This window comes from Bradyrhizobium sediminis (genome assembly GCF_018736085.1).
GTDB lineage: Bacteria > Pseudomonadota > Alphaproteobacteria > Rhizobiales > Xanthobacteraceae > Bradyrhizobium > Bradyrhizobium sediminis.
In genome coordinates this window covers 4976603-5002141 of sequence record NZ_CP076134.1, presented here as the reverse complement: position 1 = coordinate 5002141, position 25539 = coordinate 4976603, and the positions used below count along the sequence as shown (strand labels likewise).

25 protein-coding genes are annotated in these 25539 nt (G+C 63.8%); 10 read left to right on the top strand and 15 right to left on the bottom strand.

Annotation, left to right across the window (positions count from 1 at the left end; translation table 11 throughout):
• Positions 1 to 3 precede the first annotated feature (3 nt).
• From KMZ29_RS24110 to KMZ29_RS24090, 5 genes are read left to right on the top strand one after another with little or no spacing between them, the layout of a single operon-like run.
• Complete coding sequence (locus tag KMZ29_RS24110; protein WP_215603718.1) at positions 4 to 1113, top strand: microcin C ABC transporter permease YejB; 1110 nt, start codon at positions 4 to 6, stop codon at positions 1111 to 1113.
• Positions 1113 to 2291 (top strand): ABC transporter permease, encoded by a 1179-nt coding sequence (locus tag KMZ29_RS24105; RefSeq protein WP_215621520.1) that lies wholly within the window; start codon positions 1113 to 1115, stop codon positions 2289 to 2291. The genes KMZ29_RS24110 and KMZ29_RS24105 overlap by 1 nt, the downstream gene beginning before the upstream one ends.
• Before the next feature lie 35 nt (positions 2292 to 2326).
• The gene (locus KMZ29_RS24100; protein ID WP_215621519.1) at positions 2327 to 2554 is read left to right on the top strand and encodes a hypothetical protein; all 228 of its coding nucleotides are present in this window, start codon (positions 2327 to 2329) and stop codon (positions 2552 to 2554) included.
• The gene (locus KMZ29_RS24095; protein ID WP_215621518.1) at positions 2547 to 3020 is read left to right on the top strand and encodes a type II toxin-antitoxin system VapC family toxin; all 474 of its coding nucleotides are present in this window, start codon (positions 2547 to 2549) and stop codon (positions 3018 to 3020) included. Before KMZ29_RS24100 ends, KMZ29_RS24095 begins: the two co-directional genes overlap by 8 nt.
• Positions 3020 to 4657, top strand: a complete 1638-nt coding sequence (locus KMZ29_RS24090; RefSeq protein WP_215621517.1) for an ABC transporter ATP-binding protein — start codon at positions 3020 to 3022, stop codon at positions 4655 to 4657. The genes KMZ29_RS24095 and KMZ29_RS24090 overlap by 1 nt, the downstream gene beginning before the upstream one ends.
• A 120-nt stretch (positions 4658 to 4777) precedes the next feature.
• Here KMZ29_RS24090 and KMZ29_RS24085 read toward each other — a convergent pair whose 3' ends face one another.
• Positions 4778 to 5623 carry a C40 family peptidase gene (locus KMZ29_RS24085; protein WP_215621516.1) on the bottom strand — a complete coding sequence of 282 codons (846 nt, stop codon included), beginning with the start codon at positions 5621 to 5623 and terminating at the stop codon, positions 4778 to 4780.
• Positions 5616 to 6998 carry a leucyl aminopeptidase family protein gene (locus KMZ29_RS24080; RefSeq protein WP_215621515.1) on the bottom strand — a complete coding sequence of 461 codons (1383 nt, stop codon included), beginning with the start codon at positions 6996 to 6998 and terminating at the stop codon, positions 5616 to 5618. The genes KMZ29_RS24085 and KMZ29_RS24080 overlap by 8 nt, the downstream gene beginning before the upstream one ends.
• Before the next feature lie 141 nt (positions 6999 to 7139).
• Between KMZ29_RS24080 and KMZ29_RS24075 the strand changes: the two genes are divergently transcribed.
• Positions 7140 to 7964 carry a tetratricopeptide repeat protein gene (locus KMZ29_RS24075; protein WP_215621514.1) on the top strand — a complete coding sequence of 275 codons (825 nt, stop codon included), beginning with the start codon at positions 7140 to 7142 and terminating at the stop codon, positions 7962 to 7964.
• Between the two features lie 196 nt (positions 7965 to 8160).
• Here the strand turns inward: KMZ29_RS24075 and KMZ29_RS24070 are convergent, their stop codons facing one another.
• The 12 genes from KMZ29_RS24070 to KMZ29_RS24015 form a co-directional block, all read right to left on the bottom strand.
• A complete protein-coding gene (locus tag KMZ29_RS24070; protein WP_215603711.1) occupies positions 8161 to 9135 on the bottom strand; it encodes a type II secretion system F family protein in 975 nt (324 codons plus the stop codon).
• A gap of 9 nt (positions 9136 to 9144) precedes the next feature.
• Positions 9145 to 10122 carry a type II secretion system F family protein gene (locus KMZ29_RS24065; RefSeq protein WP_215621513.1) on the bottom strand — a complete coding sequence of 326 codons (978 nt, stop codon included), beginning with the start codon at positions 10120 to 10122 and terminating at the stop codon, positions 9145 to 9147.
• 11 nt (positions 10123 to 10133) lie between these two features.
• Positions 10134 to 11597: a TadA family conjugal transfer-associated ATPase gene (locus tag KMZ29_RS24060; RefSeq protein ID WP_215621512.1), complete on the bottom strand. Its 1464-nt coding sequence runs from the start codon at positions 11595 to 11597 to the stop codon at positions 10134 to 10136.
• Positions 11598 to 11618: 21 nt separating this feature from the next.
• Positions 11619 to 12887, bottom strand: a complete 1269-nt coding sequence (locus KMZ29_RS24055) for a CpaE/TadZ family protein (RefSeq protein WP_215621511.1) — start codon at positions 12885 to 12887, stop codon at positions 11619 to 11621.
• On the bottom strand, positions 12884 to 13621 hold the full coding sequence (locus KMZ29_RS24050) for a CpaD family pilus assembly protein (RefSeq protein WP_215621510.1): 738 nt from the start codon (positions 13619 to 13621) through the stop codon (positions 12884 to 12886). The genes KMZ29_RS24055 and KMZ29_RS24050 overlap by 4 nt, the downstream gene beginning before the upstream one ends.
• A 21-nt stretch (positions 13622 to 13642) precedes the next feature.
• Positions 13643 to 15118, bottom strand: coding sequence for a type II and III secretion system protein family protein (locus KMZ29_RS24045; RefSeq protein WP_215621509.1), 1476 nt, complete (start codon positions 15116 to 15118; stop codon positions 13643 to 13645).
• A 17-nt stretch (positions 15119 to 15135) separates the two neighbouring features.
• The gene (cpaB, locus tag KMZ29_RS24040) at positions 15136 to 15930 is read right to left on the bottom strand and encodes a Flp pilus assembly protein CpaB (protein ID WP_215621508.1); all 795 of its coding nucleotides are present in this window, start codon (positions 15928 to 15930) and stop codon (positions 15136 to 15138) included.
• A gap of 125 nt (positions 15931 to 16055) precedes the next feature.
• Positions 16056 to 16580 carry an A24 family peptidase gene (locus KMZ29_RS24035; RefSeq protein ID WP_215621507.1) on the bottom strand — a complete coding sequence of 175 codons (525 nt, stop codon included), beginning with the start codon at positions 16578 to 16580 and terminating at the stop codon, positions 16056 to 16058.
• Between the two features lie 91 nt (positions 16581 to 16671).
• Positions 16672 to 16818 (bottom strand): hypothetical protein, encoded by a 147-nt coding sequence (locus KMZ29_RS24030; protein WP_215621506.1) that lies wholly within the window; start codon positions 16816 to 16818, stop codon positions 16672 to 16674.
• 84 nt (positions 16819 to 16902) lie between these two features.
• Positions 16903 to 17067 (bottom strand): Flp family type IVb pilin, encoded by a 165-nt coding sequence (locus tag KMZ29_RS24025; RefSeq protein WP_215621505.1) that lies wholly within the window; start codon positions 17065 to 17067, stop codon positions 16903 to 16905.
• A 280-nt stretch (positions 17068 to 17347) separates the two neighbouring features.
• Entirely contained in the window at positions 17348 to 19069 is a 1722-nt protein-coding gene (locus tag KMZ29_RS24020) for a hypothetical protein (RefSeq protein ID WP_249779780.1), read from the bottom strand.
• A gap of 227 nt (positions 19070 to 19296) precedes the next feature.
• Positions 19297 to 21765, bottom strand: coding sequence for a hypothetical protein (locus KMZ29_RS24015; protein ID WP_249779779.1), 2469 nt, complete (start codon positions 21763 to 21765; stop codon positions 19297 to 19299).
• Between the two features lie 226 nt (positions 21766 to 21991).
• Between KMZ29_RS24015 and KMZ29_RS24010 the strand changes: the two genes are divergently transcribed.
• From KMZ29_RS24010 to KMZ29_RS23995, 4 genes are all read left to right on the top strand, one after another.
• Positions 21992 to 22822: a sterol desaturase family protein gene (locus KMZ29_RS24010; protein ID WP_215621503.1), complete on the top strand. Its 831-nt coding sequence runs from the start codon at positions 21992 to 21994 to the stop codon at positions 22820 to 22822.
• A gap of 232 nt (positions 22823 to 23054) precedes the next feature.
• Positions 23055 to 23564 (top strand): pilus assembly protein N-terminal domain-containing protein, encoded by a 510-nt coding sequence (locus KMZ29_RS24005; RefSeq protein ID WP_215621502.1) that lies wholly within the window; start codon positions 23055 to 23057, stop codon positions 23562 to 23564.
• Positions 23565 to 23797: 233 nt separating this feature from the next.
• The gene (locus KMZ29_RS24000) at positions 23798 to 24340 is read left to right on the top strand and encodes a TadE/TadG family type IV pilus assembly protein (protein WP_215621501.1); all 543 of its coding nucleotides are present in this window, start codon (positions 23798 to 23800) and stop codon (positions 24338 to 24340) included.
• A gap of 18 nt (positions 24341 to 24358) precedes the next feature.
• Positions 24359 to 24934: a TadE/TadG family type IV pilus assembly protein gene (locus KMZ29_RS23995; RefSeq protein ID WP_249779977.1), complete on the top strand. Its 576-nt coding sequence runs from the start codon at positions 24359 to 24361 to the stop codon at positions 24932 to 24934.
• 144 nt (positions 24935 to 25078) lie between these two features.
• On the opposite strand, the gene KMZ29_RS23990 is transcribed toward KMZ29_RS23995, so the two are convergent.
• A complete protein-coding gene (locus tag KMZ29_RS23990; protein WP_011474122.1) occupies positions 25079 to 25291 on the bottom strand; it encodes a cold-shock protein in 213 nt (70 codons plus the stop codon).
• Between the last annotated feature and the right edge of the window lie 248 nt (positions 25292 to 25539).

The following is a 25539-nucleotide window of genomic DNA, read 5'->3' as shown; positions in this document are numbered from 1 at the left end:
AACATGAGTGCTTATATCGCCCGCCGCATTCTGCTGATGATCCCGACGCTGCTCGGAATCCTGTTCGTCTCCTTCGTCGTGGTGCAGTTCGCGCCGGGCGGTCCGGTGGAGCGGGTGATCGCGCAGCTCTCCGGCGCCGACACCGGCGGCTCGTCGCGGATCTCGGGCGGCACCGGCGGCGATTTCGGCGCACGCACCCAGGTCGGAGCGTCGGCCGACGCGGTCGGCTCGAAATACCGCGGCGCCCAGGGGCTCGATCCCGATTTCGTCAAGAGCCTGGAAAAGCAGTTCGGCTTCGACAAGCCGGCGCCGGAGCGTTTCGCGCTGATGCTGTGGAACTTCGCCCGCTTCGATTTCGGCAAAAGCTATTTCCGCGACGTCAGCGTGCTGCAGCTGATCAAGGAGAAACTGCCGGTCTCGATGTCGCTCGGCATCTGGATGACGCTTCTGACTTACCTGATCTCGATCCCGCTCGGCATCCGCAAGGCAGTGATGGACGGCTCCAAGTTCGACACCTGGACCTCGGCGATCATCATCGTCGGATTTGCGATTCCCGGATTCCTGTTCGCGATTCTCCTGATCATCCTGTTCGCCGGCGGCTCGTTCTTCAACATCTTCCCGCTGCGCGGGCTGACTTCGGACGGTTGGTCGGCGTTCCCCTGGTACTGGAAGATCATCGATTATTTCTGGCACATCACGCTGCCGCTGATCTCGATGGCGCTGGGGGCCTTCGCCACCATGACGCTTCTGACCAAGAACTCGTTCCTCGATGAAATCCGCAAGCAGTACGTCATGACCGCGCGCGCCAAGGGCTGCAGCGAGCGGCAGGTGCTCTATAATCACATCTTCCGCAACGCCATGCTGATCGTGATCGCCGGCTTCCCCGGCGCGTTCATCCACGCCTTCTTCTCCGGCTCGCTGCTGATCGAGACCATCTTCTCGCTCGACGGCCTCGGCCTGCTCGGCTTCGAGAGCGTGCTGAACCGCGATTATCCCGTGGTGTTCGGCACGCTGTTCATCTTTTCGCTGGTCGGTCTCGTGGTCAATCTGGTCTCCGATCTCGCCTACATGTGGATCGATCCGCGGATCGATTTCGAGGCGCGGGAAGTCTGATGAACATCACCGCGCCGCAACCGATCGAGACCTCAACGCAACAGCCGCTCGGCGAAGCGGTGCCGATGACGCGCCATCGCTTCTCGCCGTCGCCGCTCAACCGCCGGCGCTGGCAGAATTTCAAGTCCAACCGCCGGGGCTACTGGTCGTTCTGGATCTTCCTCACTTTGTTCATTGTCTCGCTGTTTGCCGAACTGATCGCCAACGACCGCCCGTTCCTGATCAAGTTCGACGGCCATCTGTATTTCCCGGCCTTCATCAGCTATTCCGAAACCACCTTCGGCGGCGACTTCGAGACCGCGGCCGACTACCGCGATCCCTATCTGCAGAAGCTGATCAAGGAGAAAGGCGGCAGCATCGTCTGGCCGCTGATCCGCTATTCCTACGACACCCACAATCTCGACCTGCCGACGCCGGCGCCCTCGAAGCCGACATGGATGCTGACCGAAGCGCAATGCAAGGAGGTGGTGCAGAAGAAGGGTCTCAAGAGCTGCCGCGACCTCGAATACAACTGGCTCGGCACCGACGATCAGGGCCGCGACGTGGTGGCGCGGCTGATCTACGGCTTCCGCATCTCGGTGCTGTTCGGGCTTAGCCTCACCATCATCTCTTCCATCATCGGGGTGGCCGCCGGCGGCGTGCAGGGCTATTTCGGCGGCTGGGTCGATCTCGGCTTCCAGCGCTTCATCGAGGTCTGGAGCGCGATCCCCTCGCTCTATCTGCTGCTGATCCTGTCTTCGGTGCTGGTGCCCGGCTTCTTCGTGCTGCTCGGCATCCTCCTGCTGTTCTCATGGGTGTCGCTGGTCGGGCTGGTGCGCGCCGAATTCCTGCGTGGCCGCAATTTCGAATACATCATGGCGGCGCGCGCGCTCGGCGTCTCCAATGCCGTGATCATGTTCCGGCATCTGTTGCCGAACGCCATGGTCGCGACCATGACGTTCCTGCCCTTCATCGTGTCGTCGTCGGTGATGACGCTGACCGCGCTCGACTTCCTCGGCTTCGGCCTGCCGCCGGGCTCGCCGTCGCTCGGCGAACTGCTGTCGCAGGGCAAGGCCAACGTGCAGGCGCCGTGGCTCGGCTTCACCGGCTTCTTCGCGGTCGCCATCATGCTGTCGCTCCTGATCTTCATCGGCGAAGCGGTGCGCGACGCCTTCGATCCGCGCAAGACGTTCAGGTAGATTTGTGGTATGTCTCAACCAGATAGAGGTGCGCCATGAACAGGATCATTCGCGAAAACTATCCGGCATCCAAACTTCCCGAGGATTTGCGGACCGGCGTGGATCCGTCCGCGACCGTCACGGTAACCATTGTGGAGGAGGAGAAGCGGCCGGAAAAGGTGATGAGCCTGGAGGAAATTTTCTCTCTCAAGGGCTTCCGTCGCCGGTCTGCTGCGGAAATTGATGCCGATCTGAGGCGTCAGCGAGACGAATGGGATGACTGAAGCGTCTTCCAGTCTTGTCTATCTGGATACCAATGTTTTCATCAAGGCGGTCGAAGGCCTGGATGAGGCGGCTGCTCCTGCAAAGTCACTCATCAAGGAGCTTCGTCGGCGACCTGCTGGTCTTGCGGCAACGAGCGAAATCACACTGGCTGAGGTTCTGGCGCCATCCAGACAGGCAGACGCGATGCCGTTCGACATGAAGCGTCGCGCCTATCTCGATTTGCTTCTATGGAGCGGGTTTGTCGCGCTGATCCCTGTAGGCCGGAACATACTGATTGAGACTGCCGAACAGAGAGCGATGCACAGGCTGAAATTGCCTGATGCAGTTCATCTCGTATCCGCCATCCATGCTCAATGCAGGTTTTTTGTTTCGGCAGACCGGGATTTTGAAAGACTGCCGGTGGGCATGGAGCGTGTCGACTGCGATCATGCGGGCTTGGCAGGACTACTGAGAGAGTTGCCGTAATGGACGCCATCAACCACCCCCTGCTCGATGTCCGCGATCTCTCTGTGGCGTTCCACCAGCCGAGCGGCACCACGACCGCGGTCGATCATGTTTCCTTCGAGATCAAGCGCGGCGAGTGCGTGGCGCTGGTCGGCGAATCCGGCTCCGGCAAATCGGTCAGCGCGCTGTCGATCCTGAAGCTGTTGCCGTATCCGACCGCGTCGCATCCCTCCGGTAGCATCCGCTTTAAGGGTCAGGAACTGCTCGGCCTGTCGGAGAACGAGATGCGCGGCATTCGCGGCAACGACATCTCGATCATCTTCCAGGAGCCGATGACCTCGCTCAATCCGCTGCATTCGATCGAGTCGCAGATCGGCGAGATACTGCAGCTGCACAGCGGCATCAGCGGCCAGAAGGCGCGGGCGCGGACCTTGGAATTGCTGACCCAGGTCGGCATTCCCGAGCCGGAAACCCGGCTTGCGAGCTATCCGCATCAATTGTCCGGCGGCCAGCGCCAGCGCGTCATGATCGCGATGGCGCTCGCCAACGAGCCGGACCTCCTGATCGCCGACGAGCCGACCACCGCGCTCGACGTCACCGTGCAGGCGCAGATCCTGGCGCTGCTGGCGGAAATCCGCGCCCGGCTCGGCATGAGCCTGTTGTTCATCACCCACGACCTCGGCATCGTCCGCCGCATCGCCGACACCGTCTGCGTCATGAACGGCGGCAAGATAGTCGAGCAGGGCCCGGTCGAGCAGGTATTCACCGCGCCGAAGCATCCCTACACCAGGGCGCTGCTGGCGGCCGAGCCGAAGCCGGATCCGGCGCCGCCGCGGCCGGGCAATCCCGTGGTGATCTCGTCCGACGACCTGAAGGTCTGGTTTCCGATCAAGCGCGGCTTGCTGCGCAAGACGGTTGGGCACATCAAGGCGGTCGACGGCGTCAGCATCTCCGTGCGCAAGGGTGAGACGCTCGGCGTGGTCGGCGAATCCGGTTCCGGCAAGACCACGCTCGGGCTGGCGCTGTTGCGGCTGATTTCCTCCGACGGCCCGATCGTGTTCCTCGGCAAGGATATCCAGGGCCTGCGCTTCAAGGCGATGCGGCCGTTCCGCCGTGACATGCAGATCGTATTCCAGGATCCGTTCGGGGCGCTCAGTCCGCGCATGTCGGTCGGCGACATCGTCGCCGAAGGCCTCAGCGTGCACCAGCGCGCGCTCTCGGAAGACGAGCGCGAGGCGCGCGTCATCAAGGCCCTGAAGGACGTCGGCATGGATCCGGCGACGCGATTCCGCTATCCGCACGAATTCTCCGGCGGCCAGCGCCAGCGCATCTCGATCGCCCGCGCTGCGGTGCTGGAGCCGAATTTCGTGGTGCTGGACGAGCCGACCAGCGCGCTCGACATGCTGTTCCAGGCGCAGATGGTCGACCTGTTGCGCGAACTGCAGCGCAAGCGCGATTTGACCTATATGTTCATCTCGCACGACCTGCGCGTGGTCGCCTCGCTCGCCAGCCACCTGATCGTGATGCGTTACGGCAAGGTGGTGGAGGAGGGGCCGGCTTCGGAGCTGTTCAAGAATCCGAAGACCGATTACACCCGCGCGCTGTTCGCCGCCGCGTTCCGGCTGGAAACCACGCCGAACGGCGCGGCGGCGACGTAGCCGTTTCGGCATCTCAGCGTCATTGCGAGGAGCGAAGCGACGAAGCAATCCATCCATCGTCCTGGTCAGCTATGGATTGCTTCGCTGCGCTCGCAATGACGAGCACAAAGGCGCTGTCTTTTAACCCAGCCGCTTGATCGCCCTGACCTCGCTGCCCGCGGCCTTGATGCGGGCGATGGCGTCGCGGGTGTTTTCGATCACGGTCGCCATGTGATGCGCATTGGCGTGCACGATGGTTTCGGCGTCGCGCACGATGGCGACGTGGCCGCTCCAGAAGATCAGGTCGCCGCGCTGCAAATGGCTGGCTTCGGCCAGTCCCAGCAGGCGGCCGAGGCCGTCGCGCTGCATGTCGCTGTCACGCGGGCAGCCGGTGCCGGCGGCGTTGAGCGACACCTGCAGCAGGCCGGAACAATCGATGCCAAAACTGCTCTTGCCGCCCCAGAGATAGGGCGTGCCGACGAAGCGCTCGGCGACCGCGACGAAATCTTCCGCCATCTCATCGAGGACATCGACATGCATGCGCGGCAGATACCATCCCTCCCGCGTCACGGCGAACGGGCCCTCCTCGCGCACCACCATTACCAGCGCGCCCATCGGCAACGTCTCGGCGGGCGACAATTTGATCGAAGGGCCCGGGAAGGCAAAGGTTCGCAAGCTCGTGATCTTGTGCGTCGGCGCGCCCTTTGGTTTTTCCAGCGCGCGGTCGGGCAGCCAGCCGACATAACCGTCGCCGTTCAGCTGGCCCCAGGCAAAACCTTCATGGTTGCGGTCATAGATCGTGATGCGCTCGCCCTTGAGCGCCTGCGTCGCCAGCTCGGCATCGGCCGACGGCCCGGTGCGCAGCGGCGCGATCGCTTCCGCAATCTCGAATTCCTCGCCGGTGACGAAGCGCGCTGCCTTGACCTTGCCTTCGAGATATTTCGCGGCGAGATCGGGTCGCGCCGGCGTCAGCCGCGGATCATCCATAGCGTTCGCCCAACAGTCTGTAGATCGCGCGCGCGGCCTGGCATTCGCCGCCCTCCGGACGCGCCGGTTTGGCCGACGGCGTCCAGCCGTAGATATCGACATGCAGCCAGCGTGTCGTGTCCTCGACGAAGCGCTGCAGGAACAGAGCGCAGGTGATGGAGCCCGCAAAGGTGCCCGACGGCGCATTGTTGACGTTGGCGACCTTCGAATCGAGCCAGGCATCGTAGGCCGGCCACAGCGGCAATCGCCACATCGGGTCGTTCTCCGCTCCTGCGCACCGCGCGACGTCCTGCGCCAGCGTTTCATCATTGGTGTAAAAGGGCGGTAAATCCGGCCCCAGCGCCACCCGCGCCGCACCCGTCAGCGTGCCGAGATCGATCAGCAGATCCGGCTTGTCCTCGCAGGCCAGCGCCAGCGCGTCCGCCAGCACCAGCCGGCCCTCGGCGTCGGTGTTGCCGATCTCCACCGTGAGGCCCTTGCGCGATTTGAAGATGTCGAGCGGCCGGAACGCGTTGCCGCCGACCGCGTTCTCGACCGCCGGAATCAGCACGCGCAGCCGCAGCTTGAGTTGCGCATCCATCACCATCTGCGCCAGCGCCAGCACGTTGGCGGCGCCGCCCATGTCCTTCTTCATGATCAGCATGCCGGCCGATGACTTGAGGTCGAGCCCGCCGGTATCGAAGCAGACGCCCTTGCCGACCAGCGTCACCTTGGGGTGGGCGGGATCGCCCCATTGGAAGTCGATTAGCCGCGGCGCGCGGGAGGACGCCATGCCCACCGCGTGAATCAGCGGGAAATTCTGCCGCGTCAGGTCCTCGCCGACGATGACGCTGAAGCTGGCGCCGAAGCGGCTGGCGAGTTCCTGGGCGGCCTGCGCCAGCTGCTCCGGTCCCATGTCGTTCGACGGCGTATTGATGAGGTCGCGGGCAAGGGCAGCGGCTTCCGTCATCCGCGCGATCTCGCCTGTGTCGACGCCTGCGGGCGGCACCAGCCGGACGCCAGGCGCATCCGCCTTGCGATAGCGGCCGAAGCGGTAGGATCCAAGCGCGAACGCCAGCGCGGCGAGGCGCGCATCATGCGGCGAATTGGCAAAACGGTAGATGCCCGGCGGCAGCAGGCCGGGCAGGGAGCCTGGCTGGAACAGGTCGCGGGATTTGCTGGCCTCATCCTCGAGACCGAACAGCACCTGCGCGATCTGTCCGTCCGCTGACGGCAGCGTCAGGCAGGCCCCGGGCTTGGCGGCAAAGCCGTTTGCGAGCGCGAACTGCCGGGCTTGCGCGGGCAGGCCGGCGCAGATCGCGTCCCATGTCGCCTTGGTGGCAAAGGTGATGGGAATAGCTGTGACTGTGGCCGCGGTCTCGAATACGGATGGCATGCGGTTTTCGGTCTTCCATTGAAATGGCGGGGGCAGGGCAGAGGAGAGTCGGGCGCAGGGCGTCAATTAACCAGACGTTAGGGTTAACAGTCTATTGCTGGCGCGTTCGGCCCGGTCAATTCGCCCGTGAGTTAAAGTGCCATGCGTCAGCCTCCCAGCCTTGCCCGGCTTCTTGCGTCCGCAGCCGCGACGGCGATTCTGGCCGCGAGCCTTGGCGGCTGCCAGACCATGTCCGACATCACCGGCTCGATCACCTCGAAGGCCGAAGCAAGTCCCAGTCCCGGCCCCGATGCCGATCCGCGGCGCTCGGTCGACGCCTATGGCGAGCGCTATCGCGCCAATCCCAAGGATCCCGAAGCCGCCCTGCGCTACGGCCAGGCGCTCCGCTCCACCGGTCAGCGCGCCCAGGCCGTTGCCGTGTTCGAGCAGGCCACCATCGCCCATCCGAGCCACAAGGCGCTGCTCGCCGGCTATGGCCGGGCGCTCGCCGACAACGGCAGTTTCCAGCGCGCGTTCGACGTCCTCACCCGCGCCCATTCGCCCGACAATCCGGACTGGCGCATCCTGTCGGTGCAGGGAACCACGCTCGATCAGCTCGGCCGGCATGAAGAGGCCCGCCGCTATTACGCCAGCGCCTTGCGGATCGTGCCCGACGAGCCGTCGGTGCTGTCCAATCTCGGGCTGTCCTACGTTCTCTCCAGGGACCTGCCGAAGGCCGAAGCGACCCTGCGCAAGGCCTATGGCAACGCCCGCGCCGACGCGCGGGTGCGGCAGAATCTGGGCCTCGTGGTCGGCCTGCAGGGCCGCTTCGCCGAAGCCGAGGAAATCGTCAAGGCCGACCTGCCGGCCGAGGAAGCCGCCGCCAATGTCGGCTATCTGAAGCAGATGCTGGCGCGCAAGGATAACCCGCGCGCTGCCGGCGGCGCGGCGTCGATGCCGGTGGCCTCGCTCAACCGGCCGGACTGACGGCGTCACCATTCAAGGCCGGCTCGCCCGACACCGCGCCGCTGGAGGCGTCCAGATACCGTCGACTTACTTTGCATGGGGTTGTTTTCGATATTTTTGGTTTGGGGCCGCCGGCGTGCCGGCTCGCCCGGTCAAGTGCCGGGCGATGACAGCGTCAAATGCCGTAGCTGATCGGCTCCGTCGCGAAACTGCGGCCTCACTGCATCGCCGCGACCTTGATGCCGGTCGGTCCCAGGATGACCACGAACAGCACCGGCAGGAAGAACAGGATCATCGGCACCGTCAGCTTCGGCGGCAATGCGGCGGCCTTCTTCTCGGCCTCGTTCATGCGCATGTCGCGGTTTTCCTGCGCCATCACGCGCAGGCTCTGGCCGAGCGGGGTGCCGTAACGTTCCGACTGTTGCAGCGCCAGGCAGACCGACTTCACGCCCTCGAGCCCGGTGCGCTTCGCGAGGTTCTCGTAGGCCACCTTGCGGTCCTGCAGATAGGACAGTTCGGCGGTGGTCAGCGTGAACTCCTCCGACAGCGCGATCGACTGGGTGACGATCTCGGTCGAGACCTTGCGGAACGCGGTTTCGATCGACATGCCGGACTCGATGCAGATCAACAGCAGATCGAGCGCGTCGGGAAACGCCCGCTTGATCGAGAGCTGGCGCTTGGTGATGGCGTTCTTCAGGAACAGCATCGGCGCCTGCAGGCCGAGATAGGCCGCAGCGACGCACATGCCGATCTTGACCGGCAATGATTTTTCCATGTGCGAGATCACGAAGACATACAGCACAGCGCCGAAGAACATCACGATCGGCGTCACCAGCCGGAAGAACAGGAAGGTGATATAGGGCGCCTGGCCGCGATAGCCGGCCATGGTCAGCTTTTCGCGCGCGGCTTCCTGCGCCAGCCATTTCGTCAGGTTGAAGTCTTCCACCACCCGGGAGACGACCTGCTTCGGGGTCTGGCGCAGCGATACCTTCTCGGTCTTGGTGAGACGCTCGCGCTCGCGCTGCCGGATCCGCTCGCGCTCGCTGGCGACCGCCTTCATGCGCTTTGCCAGCCCCTCGCCCGCGAACAGCGGCATGATCAGGGTATAGGCGGTCGCGCTCACGGCGATGGCGGCGAGCAGCATGGTCATGAACCGCGCGTCGTGGAGCTTTGTGACCAGGAAATCAATCATGCTGCACCGTCAGAAGTCGAAGTTGATCATTCTCTTCATCACGAAGATGCCGATGGACATCCAGATCACGCAGCCGACCAGCATCAGCTGGCCGGTCGGATGGGTCCACAGCAGCGAGATGTAGTCGGGCGTCGAGAGGTAGACGAGCAGCATGACGATCGGCGGCAGCGAGCCGATGATCGCCGCGGACGCCTTGGCCTCCATCGACATGGCCTGGATCTTCTCGGCCATCTTCTTGCGGTCGCGCAGCACCTTGGACAGGTTGCCGAGTGCTTCCGACAGGTTGCCGCCGGACTTCTGCTGGATCGCGATCACGATCCCGAAGAAGTTGGCTTCCGGCACCGGCATCCGGTCGAACAGCCGCGCGCAGGCCTCGCCGAGCGGCATGCCGATCGCCTGGGTTTCGATGATGGCGAGGAATTCGCCCCGCAGCGGCTCCGGCGCGTCGGCGGCGACCACCTTGATCGATTCGAACAGCGGCAGGCCCGCCTTGATGCCGCGAACGATGACGTCGACGGCGTCCGGCAGCGCCTTGAGAAATGCCTTTTCCCGGCGCGTCTTGAGAAAGCCCAGGGCCCAGCGCGGCAGGCCGAAGCCGGCGCCAATGCCGAGGCCCGCGGCCCCCAGCAATCCGCCCCCGGACATCAGCACCAGGGCGAAGCAGGCCGCGCCCATGATGCCGGAAACGATCATGAATTTCTGCGGCGTCCAGTCCAGGCCGGCCTGGGTGAGACGGACGCTCAGCGAAACCCTTTTTTCCTTCTGCAGGCGCGCGTCGAGTTCCTTCAGCGATCCCTCGACCTGTTCGCGTCGGGAGCGCTGGCTCTTGTCGGCTTGCCGGGCGGCGACCGGCTCCGCCTTGGCGACCGAGGCGCGGCGGTTTTCGGCCTTCTTCTCGCCCGACAGCAGGGGATAGACGAAGACCCATAACACGCCGCCTACCGCGGTGGCGGCGAGAAATGCCAGTGCGAGCGCTTGAATGTTCATGGCCCGCTCCCTCAGGTTTCCTTGACTTCGGCTGCGTCGAGGGCTGCGGCAAGCCGCTTCTCCTCGCCGTAATATCGCGCCCGATCCCAGAACCGCGGCCGTCCGATCCCGGTCGAGCGATGCCGGCCGATGATCTGTCCGTTGGCGTCCTCGCCCATCAGGTCGTAGATGAACAGGTCCTGGGTGATGATGGTGTCGCCTTCCATGCCCATCACCTCGGTGATGTGGGTGATGCGCCGCGAACCGTCGCGCAGGCGCGCGGCCTGGATGATGACGTCGATCGAGGCGCATATCATCTCGCGAATGGTCCGCGACGGCAGCGAGAAGCCGCCCATCGTGATCATCGATTCGCAGCGCGACAGGGCTTCGCGCGGATTGTTGGCGTGCAGCGTTCCCATCGATCCGTCGTGGCCGGTATTCATGGCCTGCAGGAGGTCGAACGCCTCGGGTCCGCGGACTTCGCCGACGATGATGCGTTCAGGGCGCATACGCAGGCAGTTGCGGACCAGTTCGCGCATCGTGACCTGGCCTTCGCCTTCGATGTTGGGCGGACGGGTTTCCAGCCGCACCACATGCGGCTGCTGCAATTGAAGTTCGGCGGCGTCTTCGCAGGTGATGATGCGCTCGTCGTCGTCGATGTAGTTGGTCAGGCAGTTCAGCAGCGTGGTCTTGCCGGAGCCGGTGCCGCCGGAGATCAGCACGTTGGCGCGGCAGCGCCCGATGATCTGCAGGATTTCGGCGCCTTCCGGCGTGATCGCGCCGAACTTGACCAGCTGATCCAGCGTCAGCTTGTCCTTCTTGAACTTGCGGATGGTCAGTGCGGGGCCGTCGATCGCCAGCGGCGGAACGATGGCGTTGACGCGCGAGCCGTCGGCGAGGCGGGCGTCGCAGATCGGCGAGGATTCGTCGACCCGCCGGCCGACCTGGCTGACGATGCGCTGGCAGATATTGAGGAGCTGCTGGTTGTCGCGAAAGCGGATCCCGGTGCGCTGGATCTTGCCGGCGACTTCGATGAACACCGTGCCGGCGCCGTTGACCATGATGTCGGCGATGTCGTCGCGCGACAGCAGGGGTTCCAGCGGGCCGTAGCCGAGAACGTCGTTGCAGATGTCGTCGAGCAGTTCTTCCTGCTCGGCAATCGACATCACGATGTTCTTGATCGCGATGATCTCGTTGACGATGTCGCGAATTTCCTCGCGCGCGGACTCGCCGTCGAGCTTGGCGAGCTGGGCAAGGTCGATCGCCTCGATCAGCGCGCCGAAGATCGTCGCCTTGACCTGATAGTAGCTGTCCGACCGCCGCGCATCCATCGCGGGCGCCGGCGGCGCCGCCTTCGCCGGCGAGATCGGCGGCGAGGAAACCATGGGCGGGGCGGAGGTATGGACGGCCGGCGCCGCCGCAGGCGGGTTGAATGCGCCGGCGGCGGGCTTCAACGCCCGCGTATCGCTGTCAGTTCCGCTACGCTTACCAAACACGACGTTACTCCATGCGGACGGTTACTTGGCCCGCAGCTTCTCGATGAGGGGTGACAGGAACGAACCCCGCGGCTTTTTGGTCTCGCCGCGGCCTGTCAGCCGCTGTGCGATCTGCAGAAACATCTCGGTGGTGCGATGGCTGGCGGAGATCTCCGCGATCATCTGGCCGTTGTTGGCCGCCGATCCGAACATCTGCGGATCGAACGGAATAGCGGCAATCGGCTGGCTCTCGATCGCCTTGGCGAATTCGCTGGCGTTGATCTCCGGCCGCTTCGGCATGCCGACCATATTGAGGCAGTAGAGCGGGGTCCGGTCGTTGGGCCGCGATGCCTTCAGCAGGTCGAAGATGTTCTTGGTGTTGCGCAAATTGGCGAGATCGGGCACCCCGACGATCAGAATATCGTCGGCGCCCACCAGGGCGCGCTTGGTCCATCCCGACCACTGATGGGGAACGTCGAGCACGATGCACGGCATCGTGGTGCGAAGCGTATCGAAGATCGCATCGAACGCGTCGGCGCCGAAGTCGTAGACCCGGTCCAGCGTCGCCGGCGCCGCCAGCAGGCTGAGGTGGTCGGTGCACTTCGACAGCAGGCGGTCGACGAACGCGGTATCGACGCGATCGGGCGAGAACACCGCGTCCGCAATGCCCTGCGGCGGATCCTGATTGTAATCGAGGCCGGCGGTGCCGAACGCGAGATCGAGATCGGCAACCACGGAATCCAGCGCGAGATCGCGCGCGATCGCCCAGGCGACGTTGTGCGCGATGGTGGACGCGCCGACGCCGCCCTTGGCGCCGACGATGGCGATGATGCGGCCGACCGCCTTGGCTTCCGGCGCCGAGAACAGGTTGCAGACCGAACGCACCACGTCCAGCGCGTTGACCGGCGCGAGCACGTAGTCGCTGACGCCGCGGCGGACCAGTTCGCGATACAGCGTGACATCGTTGATGCGGCCGATCACGACCACCCGGGTTCCGGCGTCGCACACGGTCGCAAGCTGGTCGAGGCCGCCGAGGATGTCGCTGCGGCCTTCGGTTTCCAGGATGATCACGTTCGGCGTCGGCGCGGTGCGATAGGCCTCGATGGCGACTGCCATGCCGCCCATCTGGATCTTGAGGTGAGCCTTGCCGAGGCGGCGGTCTTCGCCCGCCGACTGCACGGCGGCGGCGGTCTCCACGGTCTCGCAAAAGGCCTGCACCGACACACGCGGCGCTGGCGCAATGTGATCGTCCGCCGCCGGGGACGAGGCGTCCGGCTGCTCTTCGGGGGTCTGGCGCGCGTAGCTGATCATTTGCCTGTATCGCTGAGTTTGGCCTTTTCGGCCTCGGGATAGATCGTCGTCGTCGGCGTGCCCTTGCGATACTTGTCGAAGGCGGTGGAACGCCGCGGCGTATAGGCCGGCGTCTCGCTCCGCGGCTGCAGCAGGTCGGACGGATTGTCGGCCATCGCCGCCATGTTGCGCTGATAGGCGCAGCCGAAATTGTAGTAGGGCTTGTTTTCGAAATAGCTCGTGTTGTTGACCGACGGGCCGAGATCCTCGGGCCAGGTCCCGCAGGGACCGGCCACCGCCGAGATCTTCGGATAGTTCATCCGGATCGCCTCCATGTGGCGCGGGTTTTCCGGATGATAGCGGCGGGCCACGATGCCGCGCGGCGGCACGCCCGCGGCCGCCAGCGTCGCCTGGATTTCCCGGAACGAATCCGCAGCCGCCCGCGCGTTCGGCGTGCCGACCGGCACGTCGACGGTGATCGCGCCGGTGCCTTCGCGGAGCCAGGTCTGCGCCAGCCCTATGACGTCGGCGCGCTGCGAAGCGGAAAGGCCGCCGCGCGCCTGGCCGACGAAGATCACGACCGAGCGGTTGGCTTCCTCGACGGCGATCGGATGGCGCAGGCGATAATCGTTCGGAGCGCTTGCGGCGTACACGTCTTCGGTGTGCCTGCAGGCCCCGAGCACGACGGAAAGACCGACAAGCGCTCCCGCCAGGCGGAAAGCGCGGCTGCGATCGAGGGGTATTCTGGCTGTCATCGGTTTCGTCCTCGTCCCGCCTCAGTCGGTAATAAAGCCGTAGGTGCCGCGATAATTCCGTGCCGGCTCGACGCGGCCCGGAACGCCGTAGATGCGATTGATGCTGCCGAGCAGATCGGCCTGCGGATCCGACGAACTGGCGAATCCGTCATCCGGCCTCGACAGGTCCTTCTGCGCGACCGCGCGCACGATGATCGGCGTCACCAGCACCATCAGTTCGGTCTGGTTGTTGACGTAGTCGCGGCTGCGGAACAGCGTGCCGAGAATCGGCAGTTGCGCGAGGCCGGGCAGGCCGTTGATGGCCTGCTTGGTCTGTTCGGCGATCAGGCCCGCCATCGCCATCGCGCCGCCCGACGGAATCTCCAGCGTGGTTTCGGCGCGGCGGGTCTTGATCGAGGGAATGGTCACGGAGTTCACCGTCGAGGCCGTGACCGACTGCGACAGCGTGATCGAGTTGTCGTTGGACAATTCGGAGACTTCCGTCATCACCCGCAGGCTGATGCGGCCCTCGGTCAGCACCACCGGGGTGAAGTTGAGGGAAATACCGAACTTCTTGAAGCTGATCTGGGTCGTGCAGACATGCGTGGTCGGGTCGCAGGAGTAGCCTGCGGGAACCGGAAACTCGCCGCCGGCGATGAAGGTCGCGGACTCGCCGGAAATCGCGGTCAGGTTGGGCTCGGCCAGCGTGCGCACCACGCCTGCGCTTTCCATCGCGCGCAATGTGGCCGTCACCGACGGCGTCGCTCCGAACGACGCGGTCGTGGCATTGTTGGCGACCAGCGCGCGGCCATAGGCCGTAAAGGGGTTGGCGTTGCTGAAATTGACGACCGCGGTGCCGTAACTCATGCTGGCGGTGAGGTCGATGCCGAGCTGCTTGATGACGTTGCGCGCGACTTCGGCCACCGTGACCTTCAGCATCACCTGGTCGCGGCCGCGGACCGCGATCGAGTTGACGACCTTGTCGGCGCCGCCGACCAGGCGGGCGGCGAGTTCACCGGCCTGCTGCGCCTCGACCGGGCTTGCCGCCGATCCGGACAACATGACGCCGTCGCCGACGCCCTCGATCTGGATGTCGGCATTCGGCAGCGTGGTCTTGAGCGCGGCGCGGACGCCGTTGAGGTCGCGTTTGACGGCGATGTCGTAGGCGGCGATCTGCTGGCCGGCGGAATCGAAGAATACGATGTTGGTCTGGCCGACCGCAGCGCCGATGATGTAGGCGCGCTGCGCGGAACGGACCACGGCATTGGCGATCTTGGGGTCAGCGACCAGCACGTCCTTGATGTCGCGCGGCAGGTCGACCACGACGGATTTGCCGATGCCGAGGGCGAGAAAGCGCGCATTCATCTGTCCATCGGCGGCCATCGGCGCGGCGACGCGGTAGTCGCTCGCCACCACCGGCGCCAAGGCCTGATTGAACATCAGCGCTGCCACAGCCGAAAACGACAGGGCGCGGACCATGAAGGTCCGCATCACCGGCTGATTTCCCCTGCACTTCATATCGTGCGTCCTTTCGGTCACTTCTGTGTGGTCGTCGGGCTGGCGATGCCGTAACGAACGACGTTGACGCTGTCGCCACGCTTGGGAGCCCGCTCGTCGGTTGTATTCTCGACCATGTTGACATCGGCGATGCTGCGCAGCGCCAGCGCCAGCGTGCCGCTCTGGCGCGCGCGGGCCAGCGTCTCGGCCTGCTCGGGCTTCAGCTCGAGCGTCACGGTCTTGCCGACCACGGCGTTCTGGCCGTCCTTTTCCTTCGGCGCCTGATCGATCGCGAGCACGCGGACGTTGCTCAGGATGATCTCGGAATTGACGACGTCGGGGCCGCTGCGGTCGGGGTTCTTTTCGCGTTTGGAAAGAATCACGTCGACCCGGTCGTTCGGCAGGATGAAGCCGCCGGCGCCGGTCTCCGGCGAAATTTCGGTGGAGATGGCGCGCATGCCGGTGGGCAGGATCGCCGCCATGAAGCCGGATCCGTCGGTCTTGACCAGCTTCTGCTCGCGGATCGGCTCGCCGGCGATGAAAGGCGCGCGCGCGATCGAGCCCGCGACCTGGGTGGTGGCGTCGGGGCGTTCGCCGCGGCGAATGAAGGTGCTGCTGGTCGCCGCCGCGGGCCAGGTCTGCCATTGCAGGTCGTCGGGCTTGAGCGACTGGCCGAGGCCGATGTCGGCCTTCGCCACCAGGACGTCCACGGTCTGCAGTTGCGCGACCGGTTCGGACGGCGCAGGCTTGTTGTCGGAGCCGCTCGCGAGATATGCGGCAATGCCGCCGGCACCGACAGCGATGGTCAGGACCACAATGCGTGCGGTATTCATTACGCTTCACTTTCCACATTACGCCGCGACGCTGCCGCCGCCGTGACGGGAGTTGACCAGCTATTCGTCAAAGCATGGTTAATGAGGCGTATCTAAATCGCGTTAACGGGAGTTTACCAACGCGCTCAGCGCGCCGCGAAGTGGGCGAGGTCGACCGCCTTGATCCATTCGGTCTCCGGATAGATCATCAATGCGCCGATCGCCAGCGCGATGCCGTAGGGAATGCCGCTCTCCTTGGCGTGCAGCCTGAGCAGCCAGGGCTGGCCGGCCAGCGCGTAGGGCAGCGGCCATTGCCGGAACTGCAGCAGCAGCAGGGTCAGGGCGCCGCCGAACAGCGAGGCGTAGAGCAGATAGTTCAGCAGATGGCCGAAACCGAACCACAGCGCGGCCGCAGCCGCGACCTTGGCGTCGCCGCCGCCGATCCAGCCCATCGCAAAGCAGGCAAAGGCGACCGCGAGCACGGTCAAGCCGGCGCCGATATGGGTCAGGATATCGTAGAATCCCATGCCGCTCAGCAGCGCGACCGCCAGAAAGCCCGCCGCCAGCGCCAGCGACACCCGGTTCGAAATCGTCATGGTGAAGAGATCGCTGGCCGCCGCGAACGCCATCAGGGCCGGAAACAGCGAGAGGCGGACGATGTCGAGGATCATGGGATTATGCAGCCCGTATGGCTGACGCGAGGTCGGAGCATCACCCAATTCTATCGGTCAGAGATGAACAATCGGGAAACGGACGGACGTCTCACCAGATGCTGGCAATCCGGGAGCCAAGGGCGAGAAGCGCCAGCACCAGCGCCAGGCACACCAGTTCCACCGGCCGCTTGTCGCGGCTGCCGGCCGGCGGCAACGCGGTCGTGGCCGCGGCAGAGGCTGTCGCCGGTTCACGCATGTTTACCCTACGCCAACGCCAGACTTCAAAAACAGCAAAGGCCCCGGGATTGCCGGGGCCTCTGACGCTTCCCGTAACAGCCGCTTATTTCAGCGAGTTGTTGATCGAGGTGAACCTGGCATTCAGGTTGGTGCCGAGGCCGTTCACCACGGCGATGATGGCGAGCGAAATGCCGGCTGCAATCAGGCCGTATTCGATGGCGGTGGCGCCGGACTCGTCCTTCACGAAACGCGCAATCAGGTTCTTCATAGCTAACTCCATGTGTACACGTGGCTGGTCGACTTAAGTTTGGTCTCGCCGGCGTTCTCAGCACCGTGACCATGGCGTCACCCTAGGGTCGGGAAATTGCAGTGCAGTTAATTCGGCCGCGTAAACATGGTTCGAAGGCGCTGTTCTTGAGCAGAGTAAATGAGGGATTAAGGCTTCGCGCGCAATGCGAGCTTTTTTCACCTAGGCCGCATACTCATGATTCAAGGTTAATCGGTTACGGCTGGTTTCCCTTGAAGCACAAGAGCAGCTTGATCATTCCTTACTCTCGTACGCGCCATGCGGTGAGTTTGCGGGTGGGATCGAGGTCGAGCGGTTGCAGGAAATCAGGCGTCTCGCCGCGGCCGAGGCGCGCTGCCAGCCCATCCGGGGCCGACTTGACGAAGTCCTTCTGATCGGGAGAGGCGGCGCAGATGACGACGTAATCGACTTGGCGGTCGGACAGGATTCGCTGCGCAGCCTCCGGGGCGGACAGCATCGCATTGACCATGGCAAGGTTGCCATCGTTGTTGCGGTGATAGGGGGCCGCGAAAACAGTGTGGCCGGTCGCGGCCAATATCGCTGGGCCGAGATCGATCGGAGCCATCACGCGGCCGGGCGGCAGCCCCGCCAGCGACGCGACGCTGGAAACAGTCTGACATGACGCCGTCGAATCCATCGCGGCAATGGTGAATTGCGGCATGAGAATCCGCTCGATCAGGGGCCGCGCCGCAAGGCCAATGGCCCCAAGGCTTGCCGGTGAAACGATCAGTGCAGCGAGAACCAGCTGCCGTCCCTGTGCGCGGTTGGCCCAAAGGCCGGCGAGGCTGACGGCGCAGAACGGCGCGGCCACCATGTTGGCGGCCGCAGCGCCGCGAACCTCCCACAGGCTGGTCCCGATCAGCGCTGCAAGCGTGACGATGGAAACGATCCACGGAAATCGCGCGGGCGGCGCGCAGCGAATCAGGGCCACCACAGCCAAGCCGAGCGTGATCAGCGGAAAGCCGTAAAAGCCCAGGATTTTCTGCGGCGTATATTGCAGCACCTTTTGGAACGACATGGTCTCGGCGACGCGGTCGAGCCAAAACTCCGTCAGCAGCGGAGCAACCTGCGCATAAGGCGACGCAATGCATCCGGGAAACAACTCGAAAAACGATCCGAGAAGTGCCCCTCCCGCGACCGCAGCGGCAGCGAGCCGTCCGCCCAGCGTCGGATGAAGGCGATTGACGTATGCGACTGCCACCAGGCTCACGCCGCCTCCGGCTATCAATAGCAGGAACGGCCCTCCGAACGCATCGCATGCGGGAGCTGTGAGCGAATGGATCGGCAGCAGCACCGAGGCGAGAAGCAGGGACGATCCAGCCAGTGCCCCGCCGAAGATACTGACCGGGCGGGATACGGAGTCGCCCCGCCAGATCAACAACCCGAATATTGCGACGCATGCCGCGGCGATGGCCGGCAACATTTCCAACCCGATCGCCAGCGACAATGAGGCTGTGACGCCGGCCAGGCATGCCTTGACGGCGCTTCGTTCGATCTCTGTCGCCAGCAAGACGAAAGCGAACATGAGAACGATCTGGGCATTATGATGATCGATGGCACCGGCCCGAAAATGGACGAGCGCAGGAACCGAGAGCGCCGTCAGCAGAGCGGTGGCAAGCTGCGTCTTGGGTTGAGCGCCGCCGTCGCTCATTCGCTTCGCGATCGCCGCGGCCAGCAGCAAGATCGCGCCGAACAGCAGCGCTGGCCACAGTGCCAGCGTGATGGCTTCCGCACCATGTGTCCCCGCCAGCGGTCGCAGGATCAGGATCAGCGCACTCAGCGGGGCGTCGATCGCGCGCGACCAATGCATCAGGACGCCGGGCGGATTGAGCCGGTGCTGGACCAGATCGAACCAGCCTTGTCCGGCGATCAGGTCGCGCAGTTCGACCAGCCGCATCGCATCGTCGGTGGACATGGCGTCGAACACGCCGGTTGTCGTGGCTGGTGCGGCGAGCGCGATCACGACGGTGCCCCACAGCACGGCCATCATGGCGAGCGGGCCTCCCGTGCTGCTGGTGCGACAGGCGGGGCCGTCCGCGGTCGATGAAACATCAGACATCATCGCTACCTCAGGCACGGTGTAGCCGAAGGTGGTTACGCAACGCTTAAGTGCGATGTTCGCAACAAGGCGTTGGCGCTGCGCCGCATGGCTCCGCGCGCCGCGCAGCGATCCGGATCGGCGATGGCGATCTATGTCGATTGGGCCGATGCTGCGGCCGGATTGGCCGCAGCAGCTTCAGCCTGAGGCGCCAATCCCAGTCCCTTGACGGACCCCGCTGCAAACTCTTCTGCGCGGATACCCTGGCGGCTGATGAAAATCACCAAAGCACAGACGACATAGAAGCAGGCGCCCAACGTGTAGGTCGTGGCGATGCCGAATTCGATCGACAAGGCCATGCCCAGCACCGAAGCAAACATCGAGGTAATCCCGTTGGCGCTCCAGAAGAACGGAAGAAGCCCCGCGTGATGGCGCCAGATGCTCAGCCCGAGCGGGAACATCATCCCCATGCAGAATGCCGGGGGAGCCAGCAGCAGTACCGACGACAGAATACGCATGTCGGTGGTTGCCGATCGCGCCCATGTCGTGAGCAGGGGAGTCAACAGCCCCGCCAGCACCACCGTTGCCAGCAGGGCGACAACCCTCACGATGAGCGCGCCCGATCGCGGGGCCTGCGCACCGACTGTGGCGCTGCCGATCCCGCTAAACAGAAGAATCGTGAAAAGTACGACGCCCAGTCCGTAGACGGGATGCCCCAGGAAGACCATCAGCCGCTGCATCTGCGATATCTCGATCAGCATGAAGCCCATGCCGATCGCGCAGAAATACGCCACGGGCGGCGTCAGCGTCGATAGCGGCATCCGCTTCGCGAGACGGACAAACGGCGTGATGATATAGTACACGCAGGCGAGCAGCGATACTATGATCAGCATCAAGGTCATATTGATCGCCGCGTTGTTGTGGGTGGGGGCGTTCGGGGAGGTGCGGGCAAGATTCCCGAACCGCGTCGTATAGAAGAAGAACGGATTATCGTCCGTCGAGGGCGTGACGTTCTCCGGCAATGACGCGAAGAATGCCGCGTCGGCCATGCCCGACAACAACGTCGAGGTGACAGTGTCGAAAGCAACATCCGGCCCCAGCAGTATCTTGAAGCCCTGGGCCAGAACTCTGGTGCGCGCAGCTTGCCATTGGGCATCGGTGAAGGCGTCAGGACGGGTAATCACCGTTACGATATTGCCGACGTTCAGAGCGACGACATGCTGCGCCAGCTCGGCTGCGGGTACACCTTTGCGCTGAAGCGCGCTCGCCGCGATCGCCACCAGGCGATAGAACTCGCCACGGTGAATGTCTGGATCGTACCAGCGCGATATCGACAGCATCCCGCCCGGGTTCAGCGCCCTATAGAAGTCACCCCATGCCTCCACGGTGTAGAGGCGATTTTCCGTGAGCGTCAATCCGCCGGCAGCCGTCGCCGCCCAGGTGTCGATCAGCGAAATCTGGACGAGGTCGTAGCGGTCGGATGAGTGATTGATGTAGCTGCGCGCTTCGGCATTGACCAGCGACACGCCGGGCTGGCGATCGAGGTGGCCGGAGAAGTCGGCGAACTTGTCGGTGAGGACTTCGAAGATCGCGGGATTGATTTCAATGCCGTGGATGCGCTTGGCGCCGAAATAAAGCGCGGAAAGAATATCACGGCCGCCCCCCACGCCGACGACGGCGACTTGGGCCGGCGGTTGCACCAGATAGGCGGCATTGATGACGTCGTCTTTGAGGTAGGACAGCTTGCTGATATCGCCATCGTAACGGGTGATGACCGTGGCCGCGTCGGCGTCGATATCGAGGCGTTTCTGGTCTATTTTCATCTCCGGCACGTGGGTAAGGCCCCAGCCGAATGGAGCGGTCTCTCCCCATGCCGTCACCCGCACGCGCGAGTAGGTATTCCAGCGTTCGAACAGCGTGCCCATCTGCTGTGCGCCCTTGGCCCAGAACACGCCGAGATGGCTCCTGCCGGAAGCTTCAAGTCCGGTGTGCACAATGGTGACCGCAGCCAGACTCAGCGCGATGGCGCCGCTGAGGCGCAGGCTGCGGATGTCGCCGCTGTCCCGCACCACGATCCAGCCTGCACCGGCGGCAAAGGCGCCGATCGCCAATGTGGCGCTCACGGGATCGACCATGAGCAATACGAAGATGACACCGAGGCATCCGAGCGCCGCGCCTGCGAGGTCGGCCGCATAAAGCCAGCCGCCGCTATAGGGCAGGCGAGTCAACAAAAGGGTTATGCAGACGCCACTTTCAGTAAACGGTCTTACGAAGGCGACCGTCGTGATCGCCAGCGCCGCCATCACGTATTGCTCGGGGATCACGAGGGGCACGCAGAGGAAGGCAACCATTGCGCCAACGCCGGTGATCGCGAACCACGAGGCGTGGCGTGCGAATTCCATCCCCACGTGTTCCAGAGCGTAGCGCTCAGGTTTGTTGTAGACTTCCATGGCTCCGCGGGTAAGCCCGAGCATGGCAAGCGAAATGGCAGCAAATGCAAAATGATAATACAGCATGACGCTGAAGAAACGAGTTATCAATATCTGATAGGACAGAGTCGCTGAGGCCAATACAAAAATCGCGAAATAATGGCGGCCTAGAACTCTGGGGAATGCTTGCAAGATACTGTCCTCACTGAAGTCTTGGCCAATCCGTTCGATGCAGCCATTCCGCGCGCACGCTGAACGAAACTTCCTAACAACCGGTTGATCTAGTCCCCGTCGGCTGAAAGCGTGACCTAAAACGACACACTATCCTGAACGTGCGTTGGACGCCGACGGCTTTGGATTCATGGCTCCTTAAGCGCGAACGGGTACCCCTTGAAGGACCCGGTCGGATGAGGTTGCGATGTCAAATTTGCCCATGGAAGTCGTCGAGATGCTCGGCCAGACGATCGCGAGGGTGGTGCCCGTCACGATCGTGCTGGCGCTGGTGTTCTCGGTGCTGACCCATTTCTGGGCCTGCAATCCCGGAACGCCATGGTGGCGCAAGCGGGAGCTCGTCACCGACATTGTTTACTGGTTCTTCGTGCCCTTGTTCGGGCGCGTGCTGCGGATCGGGCTCCTGGTGCTCGGCGCCGGCGTCGTCTTCAACATCCATGACGCCGATGCGCTGATCGCCTTTTACGACAATGGCCACGGCCCGCTGTCCGAACTGCCGCTGTGGTCCCAGGCGGTGCTGTTCCTGGTGCTGTCGGACTTCATGCTGTACTGGCTGCACCGGATGTTCCACGGCGGCGGCTTCTGGAAATATCACGCCGTCCATCATTCCTCCGAGGATCTGGACTGGATCTCGGCGGCGCGCTTTCACCCCGTCAACCTGTTCCTCGGAACCATCATCGTCGACGTAATCCTGCTGATGGCGGGGATTTCGCCGAACGTCATGCTCTGGGTCGGGCCCTTCAACATGTTCCACTCGGCGTTCGTCCACGCCAATCTGAACTGGACGCTCGGCCCGTTCAGATACGTGCTGGCCACCCCGGTTTTCCACCGCTGGCATCACACCGCGCTCGAAGTGGGCGGCAATACCAACTTCGCCGGCACCTTTCCGCTCTGGGACGTCCTGTTCGGAACCTACCGGATGCCGGACAACAAGCTGCCCGATCATTATGGCGTCGACGACCAGGCCACGTTTCCCCAGGAGATTGCCGGGCAACTGGCCTATCCGTTCCGGCACTAACCAGAGCGTTTTCAAGCGAAGCGGATACCGGTTCGCGTGAAGAAAACGCGTCAAAACAAAAGATAGAGGCCCGTTCCGATTCAATCGGAACGGAAAAGACTCCAGGCCGCGAGGCGCGGGTTTCGAAAGACCGTTTGCACTTCGTTCACACATTGCGGTCAGATTTGCCCGGTCGGGCGCCGGTTCCGCTGCGTATCGCTTTTGCCGGCTAGTCAACGTCCCGGGGTAGAGTATGTCTGTGAGTTCCCTTCGTATCCGCGCTCGCGCGCCCTTTTCATTCCGCTCGCTCGCGATTGGAATCCTGCTGTGGCCGGCGGCGGCGCTGGCCGCGCCGGTAGCCGACACCATCGCGGTCAACGTCGATCAGGCGAAGCTCGTCAAGCTCCCCGGCAAGGTCGCCACCATCGTGGTCGGAAACCCGCTGATTGCCGACGTAACCCTGCAGAGCGGCGGCATCATCGTCGTCACCGGCAAGGGCTACGGCGCCACCAACTTCGTTGCGATGGATCGCGCCGGCGATATCGTGGTCGATCGGGTCATCCAGGTCGAAGGCCCCACTGACCAGCTCATCACCATCTATCGCGGCGTCGAACGCGAATCCTATAGCTGCATGCCGGTCTGCCAGCGCCGGGTTACGCTCGGCGATGGCGCGGCCTACTTCAAGACCGCGATCGATCAGGCCGGCACGCTCAGCAGCCAGGCCAGCGGCAGCGCCGCTGCGGCGGGCAAAGCCCAGAACTGAGCCGTCCGCGCCGGACCGGCTGGCGGACCTCGCCTGCAGGGCCCGGCACGGCCTGATGGCACACCCGACAGGGCGGTCCCGCGAATCGATGCCGCGCGCCATGCCCAGATCGGTTAATGCCGGGTTAACGAAGCGGGCCGGCCCGCTTCGATCCGGCGAAACACTTCAACAATCACTTTGCAGTACATCTCGCGGGCGGAAAAATCGCTGCCGCGTGTCTTGAGGATTGCCCGATGTCGTCGCCCGCTGCCGCAACGGCCACCGCCAGAAACGCCCTGCGCCAGTTTCGCCGCAACCGCCGGGGGTCGGCCGCCGTCGAGTTCGCGCTCGTCGCGCCGGTATTCTTCGCGCTGCTGTTCGCCATCATCGAGACCGCGATCATCTTCTTCGCGAGCCAGGTGCTCGAGACCATCACGCAGGACTCCGCGCGCATGATCATGACCGGTCAGGCGCAGACCGCCTCCTATACCGAGGCGCAGTTCAAGACCTATCTCTGCGGAAAGATCCCCGCGCTGTTCAACTGCAACGACCTCTATGTCGACGTGAAGAGCTATTCCGGCTTCTCCAGTGTGGTGATCGCCGACCCGATCGACGCCGGCAAGAATTTCGTGCCCAACATGAGTTACAGCCCCGGCAAAGCCGGCGACATCGTCGTGGTTCGGGTGTTCTACCAGTGGCCGCTGTTCGTCACCGGGCTCGGCTACAACATCGCGAACCTCACCGGCAGCAAGCGGCTGTTGAGCGCGACGGCCGCCTTCCGCAACGAGCCCTTCTGAGATGGCGCCATGAAAACGATGTCGATGTCCCTGATCTGGCTTCGCCTGCGGTGCTCCGCCGCCGCGATGCTGGCCGATTGCCGCGGTATAGCTGCGACCGAATTCGCCGTGATCGTGCCGATCATGCTGGTGATGTTCTTCGGCACCGTCGAATTCTCCTCCGGCGTGGCGGTCGACCGCAAGGTGACGCTGATGGCGCGCACACTGTCTGACCTGACCTCGCAATCGACGTCGGTCACCGACAGCGACCTGACCAATTTCTTTGCCGCCAGCAAGGGCATCATGACCCCCTATTCGTCGACGCCGACGCAATCCACGATTACCGAATTGTACATCGACCCCAAGACGCTGGCGGCGCGGGTGCAATGGAGCCAGGGAAACTCGGCGCGGGCGGCGGGCACGACGGTGACGATCCCGACCGCGCTCAAGGTTGGCGGAACCTATCTGATCTTCAGCGAGGTCAGCTACAAATACGTGCCGGCGGTCGGTTACGTGATGGCGCCGGCCGGGATCAATCTGAATGATGTCTCCTACACCCGTCCGCGGCAATCGAGCTGCGTGATGTACAAGACCACGGCGTGCACGACGCTGTAAGCGCGGAAGCCGCGCGGCGCGGCAAGATATCCGCCGCCGTCGATGCAAAATAAGTCGACACAAAATAAAAAGGCCGCGCAGCGAGCGCGGCCTTTCACATTAGTCAGATCATCGGATTCGCCCGGCGTGCCGGAAAGAATCCGTTTAGCCTGCGGCGCGCAGATTGTCGGCCGAAGACTTGCCAGAGCGGCGATCGGCCACGATCTCGTAGGAGATCTTCTGGCCTTCGCGCAGCGTACCAAGGCCGGCGCGCTCCACGGCGCTGATGTGAACGAACACGTCGTTGCCACCGTCATCCGGTTGAATGAAGCCGAAGCCCTTGGTCGCGTTAAACCACTTCACGGTTCCCATGCTCACGGGGGTAGTCCCTTCTCAAGATAGATATAGTAAAGCCGACTTTCGTCAGGCTGGTGAGATCGAATTTTTGGAAGGGTCGTCAGCGTCTAAACCGGCTGTACCGGTGGATAGCTAATGTCGTCCGGCCGAAAATCGATTGCTTATAATATTCCAAAATTGCCTCCAAAACAATCCTGAGGTGCACGATTTTTTGATCGCGCGCCCCGGATGGCTATTGGAGCTGTTGCCCGCGCACCGCCATGATTTCG

What these genes read in the sequence shown, in the direction of transcription:
- KMZ29_RS24110 (WP_215603718.1), top strand. Translation starts at nt 4, where the DNA reads ATGAGTGCTTATATCGCCCGCCGCATTCTGCTGATGATCCCGACGCTG.
- KMZ29_RS24105 (WP_215621520.1), top strand. Translation starts at nt 1,113, where the DNA reads ATGAACATCACCGCGCCGCAACCGATCGAGACCTCAACGCAACAGCCG.
- KMZ29_RS24100 (WP_215621519.1), top strand. Translation starts at nt 2,327, where the DNA reads ATGAACAGGATCATTCGCGAAAACTATCCGGCATCCAAACTTCCCGAG.
- KMZ29_RS24095 (WP_215621518.1), top strand. Translation starts at nt 2,547, where the DNA reads ATGACTGAAGCGTCTTCCAGTCTTGTCTATCTGGATACCAATGTTTTC.
- KMZ29_RS24090 (WP_215621517.1), top strand. Translation starts at nt 3,020, where the DNA reads ATGGACGCCATCAACCACCCCCTGCTCGATGTCCGCGATCTCTCTGTG.
- KMZ29_RS24085 (WP_215621516.1), bottom strand. Translation starts at nt 5,623, where the DNA reads ATGGATGATCCGCGGCTGACGCCGGCGCGACCCGATCTCGCCGCGAAA.
- KMZ29_RS24080 (WP_215621515.1), bottom strand. Translation starts at nt 6,998, where the DNA reads ATGCCATCCGTATTCGAGACCGCGGCCACAGTCACAGCTATTCCCATC.
- KMZ29_RS24075 (WP_215621514.1), top strand. Translation starts at nt 7,140, where the DNA reads ATGCGTCAGCCTCCCAGCCTTGCCCGGCTTCTTGCGTCCGCAGCCGCG.
- KMZ29_RS24070 (WP_215603711.1), bottom strand. Translation starts at nt 9,135, where the DNA reads ATGATTGATTTCCTGGTCACAAAGCTCCACGACGCGCGGTTCATGACC.
- KMZ29_RS24065 (WP_215621513.1), bottom strand. Translation starts at nt 10,122, where the DNA reads ATGAACATTCAAGCGCTCGCACTGGCATTTCTCGCCGCCACCGCGGTA.
- KMZ29_RS24055 (WP_215621511.1), bottom strand. Translation starts at nt 12,887, where the DNA reads ATGATCAGCTACGCGCGCCAGACCCCCGAAGAGCAGCCGGACGCCTCG.
- KMZ29_RS24050 (WP_215621510.1), bottom strand. Translation starts at nt 13,621, where the DNA reads ATGACAGCCAGAATACCCCTCGATCGCAGCCGCGCTTTCCGCCTGGCG.
- KMZ29_RS24045 (WP_215621509.1), bottom strand. Translation starts at nt 15,118, where the DNA reads ATGAAGTGCAGGGGAAATCAGCCGGTGATGCGGACCTTCATGGTCCGC.
- cpaB (WP_215621508.1), bottom strand. Translation starts at nt 15,930, where the DNA reads ATGAATACCGCACGCATTGTGGTCCTGACCATCGCTGTCGGTGCCGGC.
- KMZ29_RS24035 (WP_215621507.1), bottom strand. Translation starts at nt 16,580, where the DNA reads ATGATCCTCGACATCGTCCGCCTCTCGCTGTTTCCGGCCCTGATGGCG.
- KMZ29_RS24030 (WP_215621506.1), bottom strand. Translation starts at nt 16,818, where the DNA reads ATGCGTGAACCGGCGACAGCCTCTGCCGCGGCCACGACCGCGTTGCCG.
- KMZ29_RS24025 (WP_215621505.1), bottom strand. Translation starts at nt 17,067, where the DNA reads ATGAAGAACCTGATTGCGCGTTTCGTGAAGGACGAGTCCGGCGCCACC.
- KMZ29_RS24010 (WP_215621503.1), top strand. Translation starts at nt 21,992, where the DNA reads ATGTCAAATTTGCCCATGGAAGTCGTCGAGATGCTCGGCCAGACGATC.
- KMZ29_RS24005 (WP_215621502.1), top strand. Translation starts at nt 23,055, where the DNA reads ATGTCTGTGAGTTCCCTTCGTATCCGCGCTCGCGCGCCCTTTTCATTC.
- KMZ29_RS24000 (WP_215621501.1), top strand. Translation starts at nt 23,798, where the DNA reads ATGTCGTCGCCCGCTGCCGCAACGGCCACCGCCAGAAACGCCCTGCGC.
- KMZ29_RS23995 (WP_249779977.1), top strand. Translation starts at nt 24,359, where the DNA reads ATGTCGATGTCCCTGATCTGGCTTCGCCTGCGGTGCTCCGCCGCCGCG.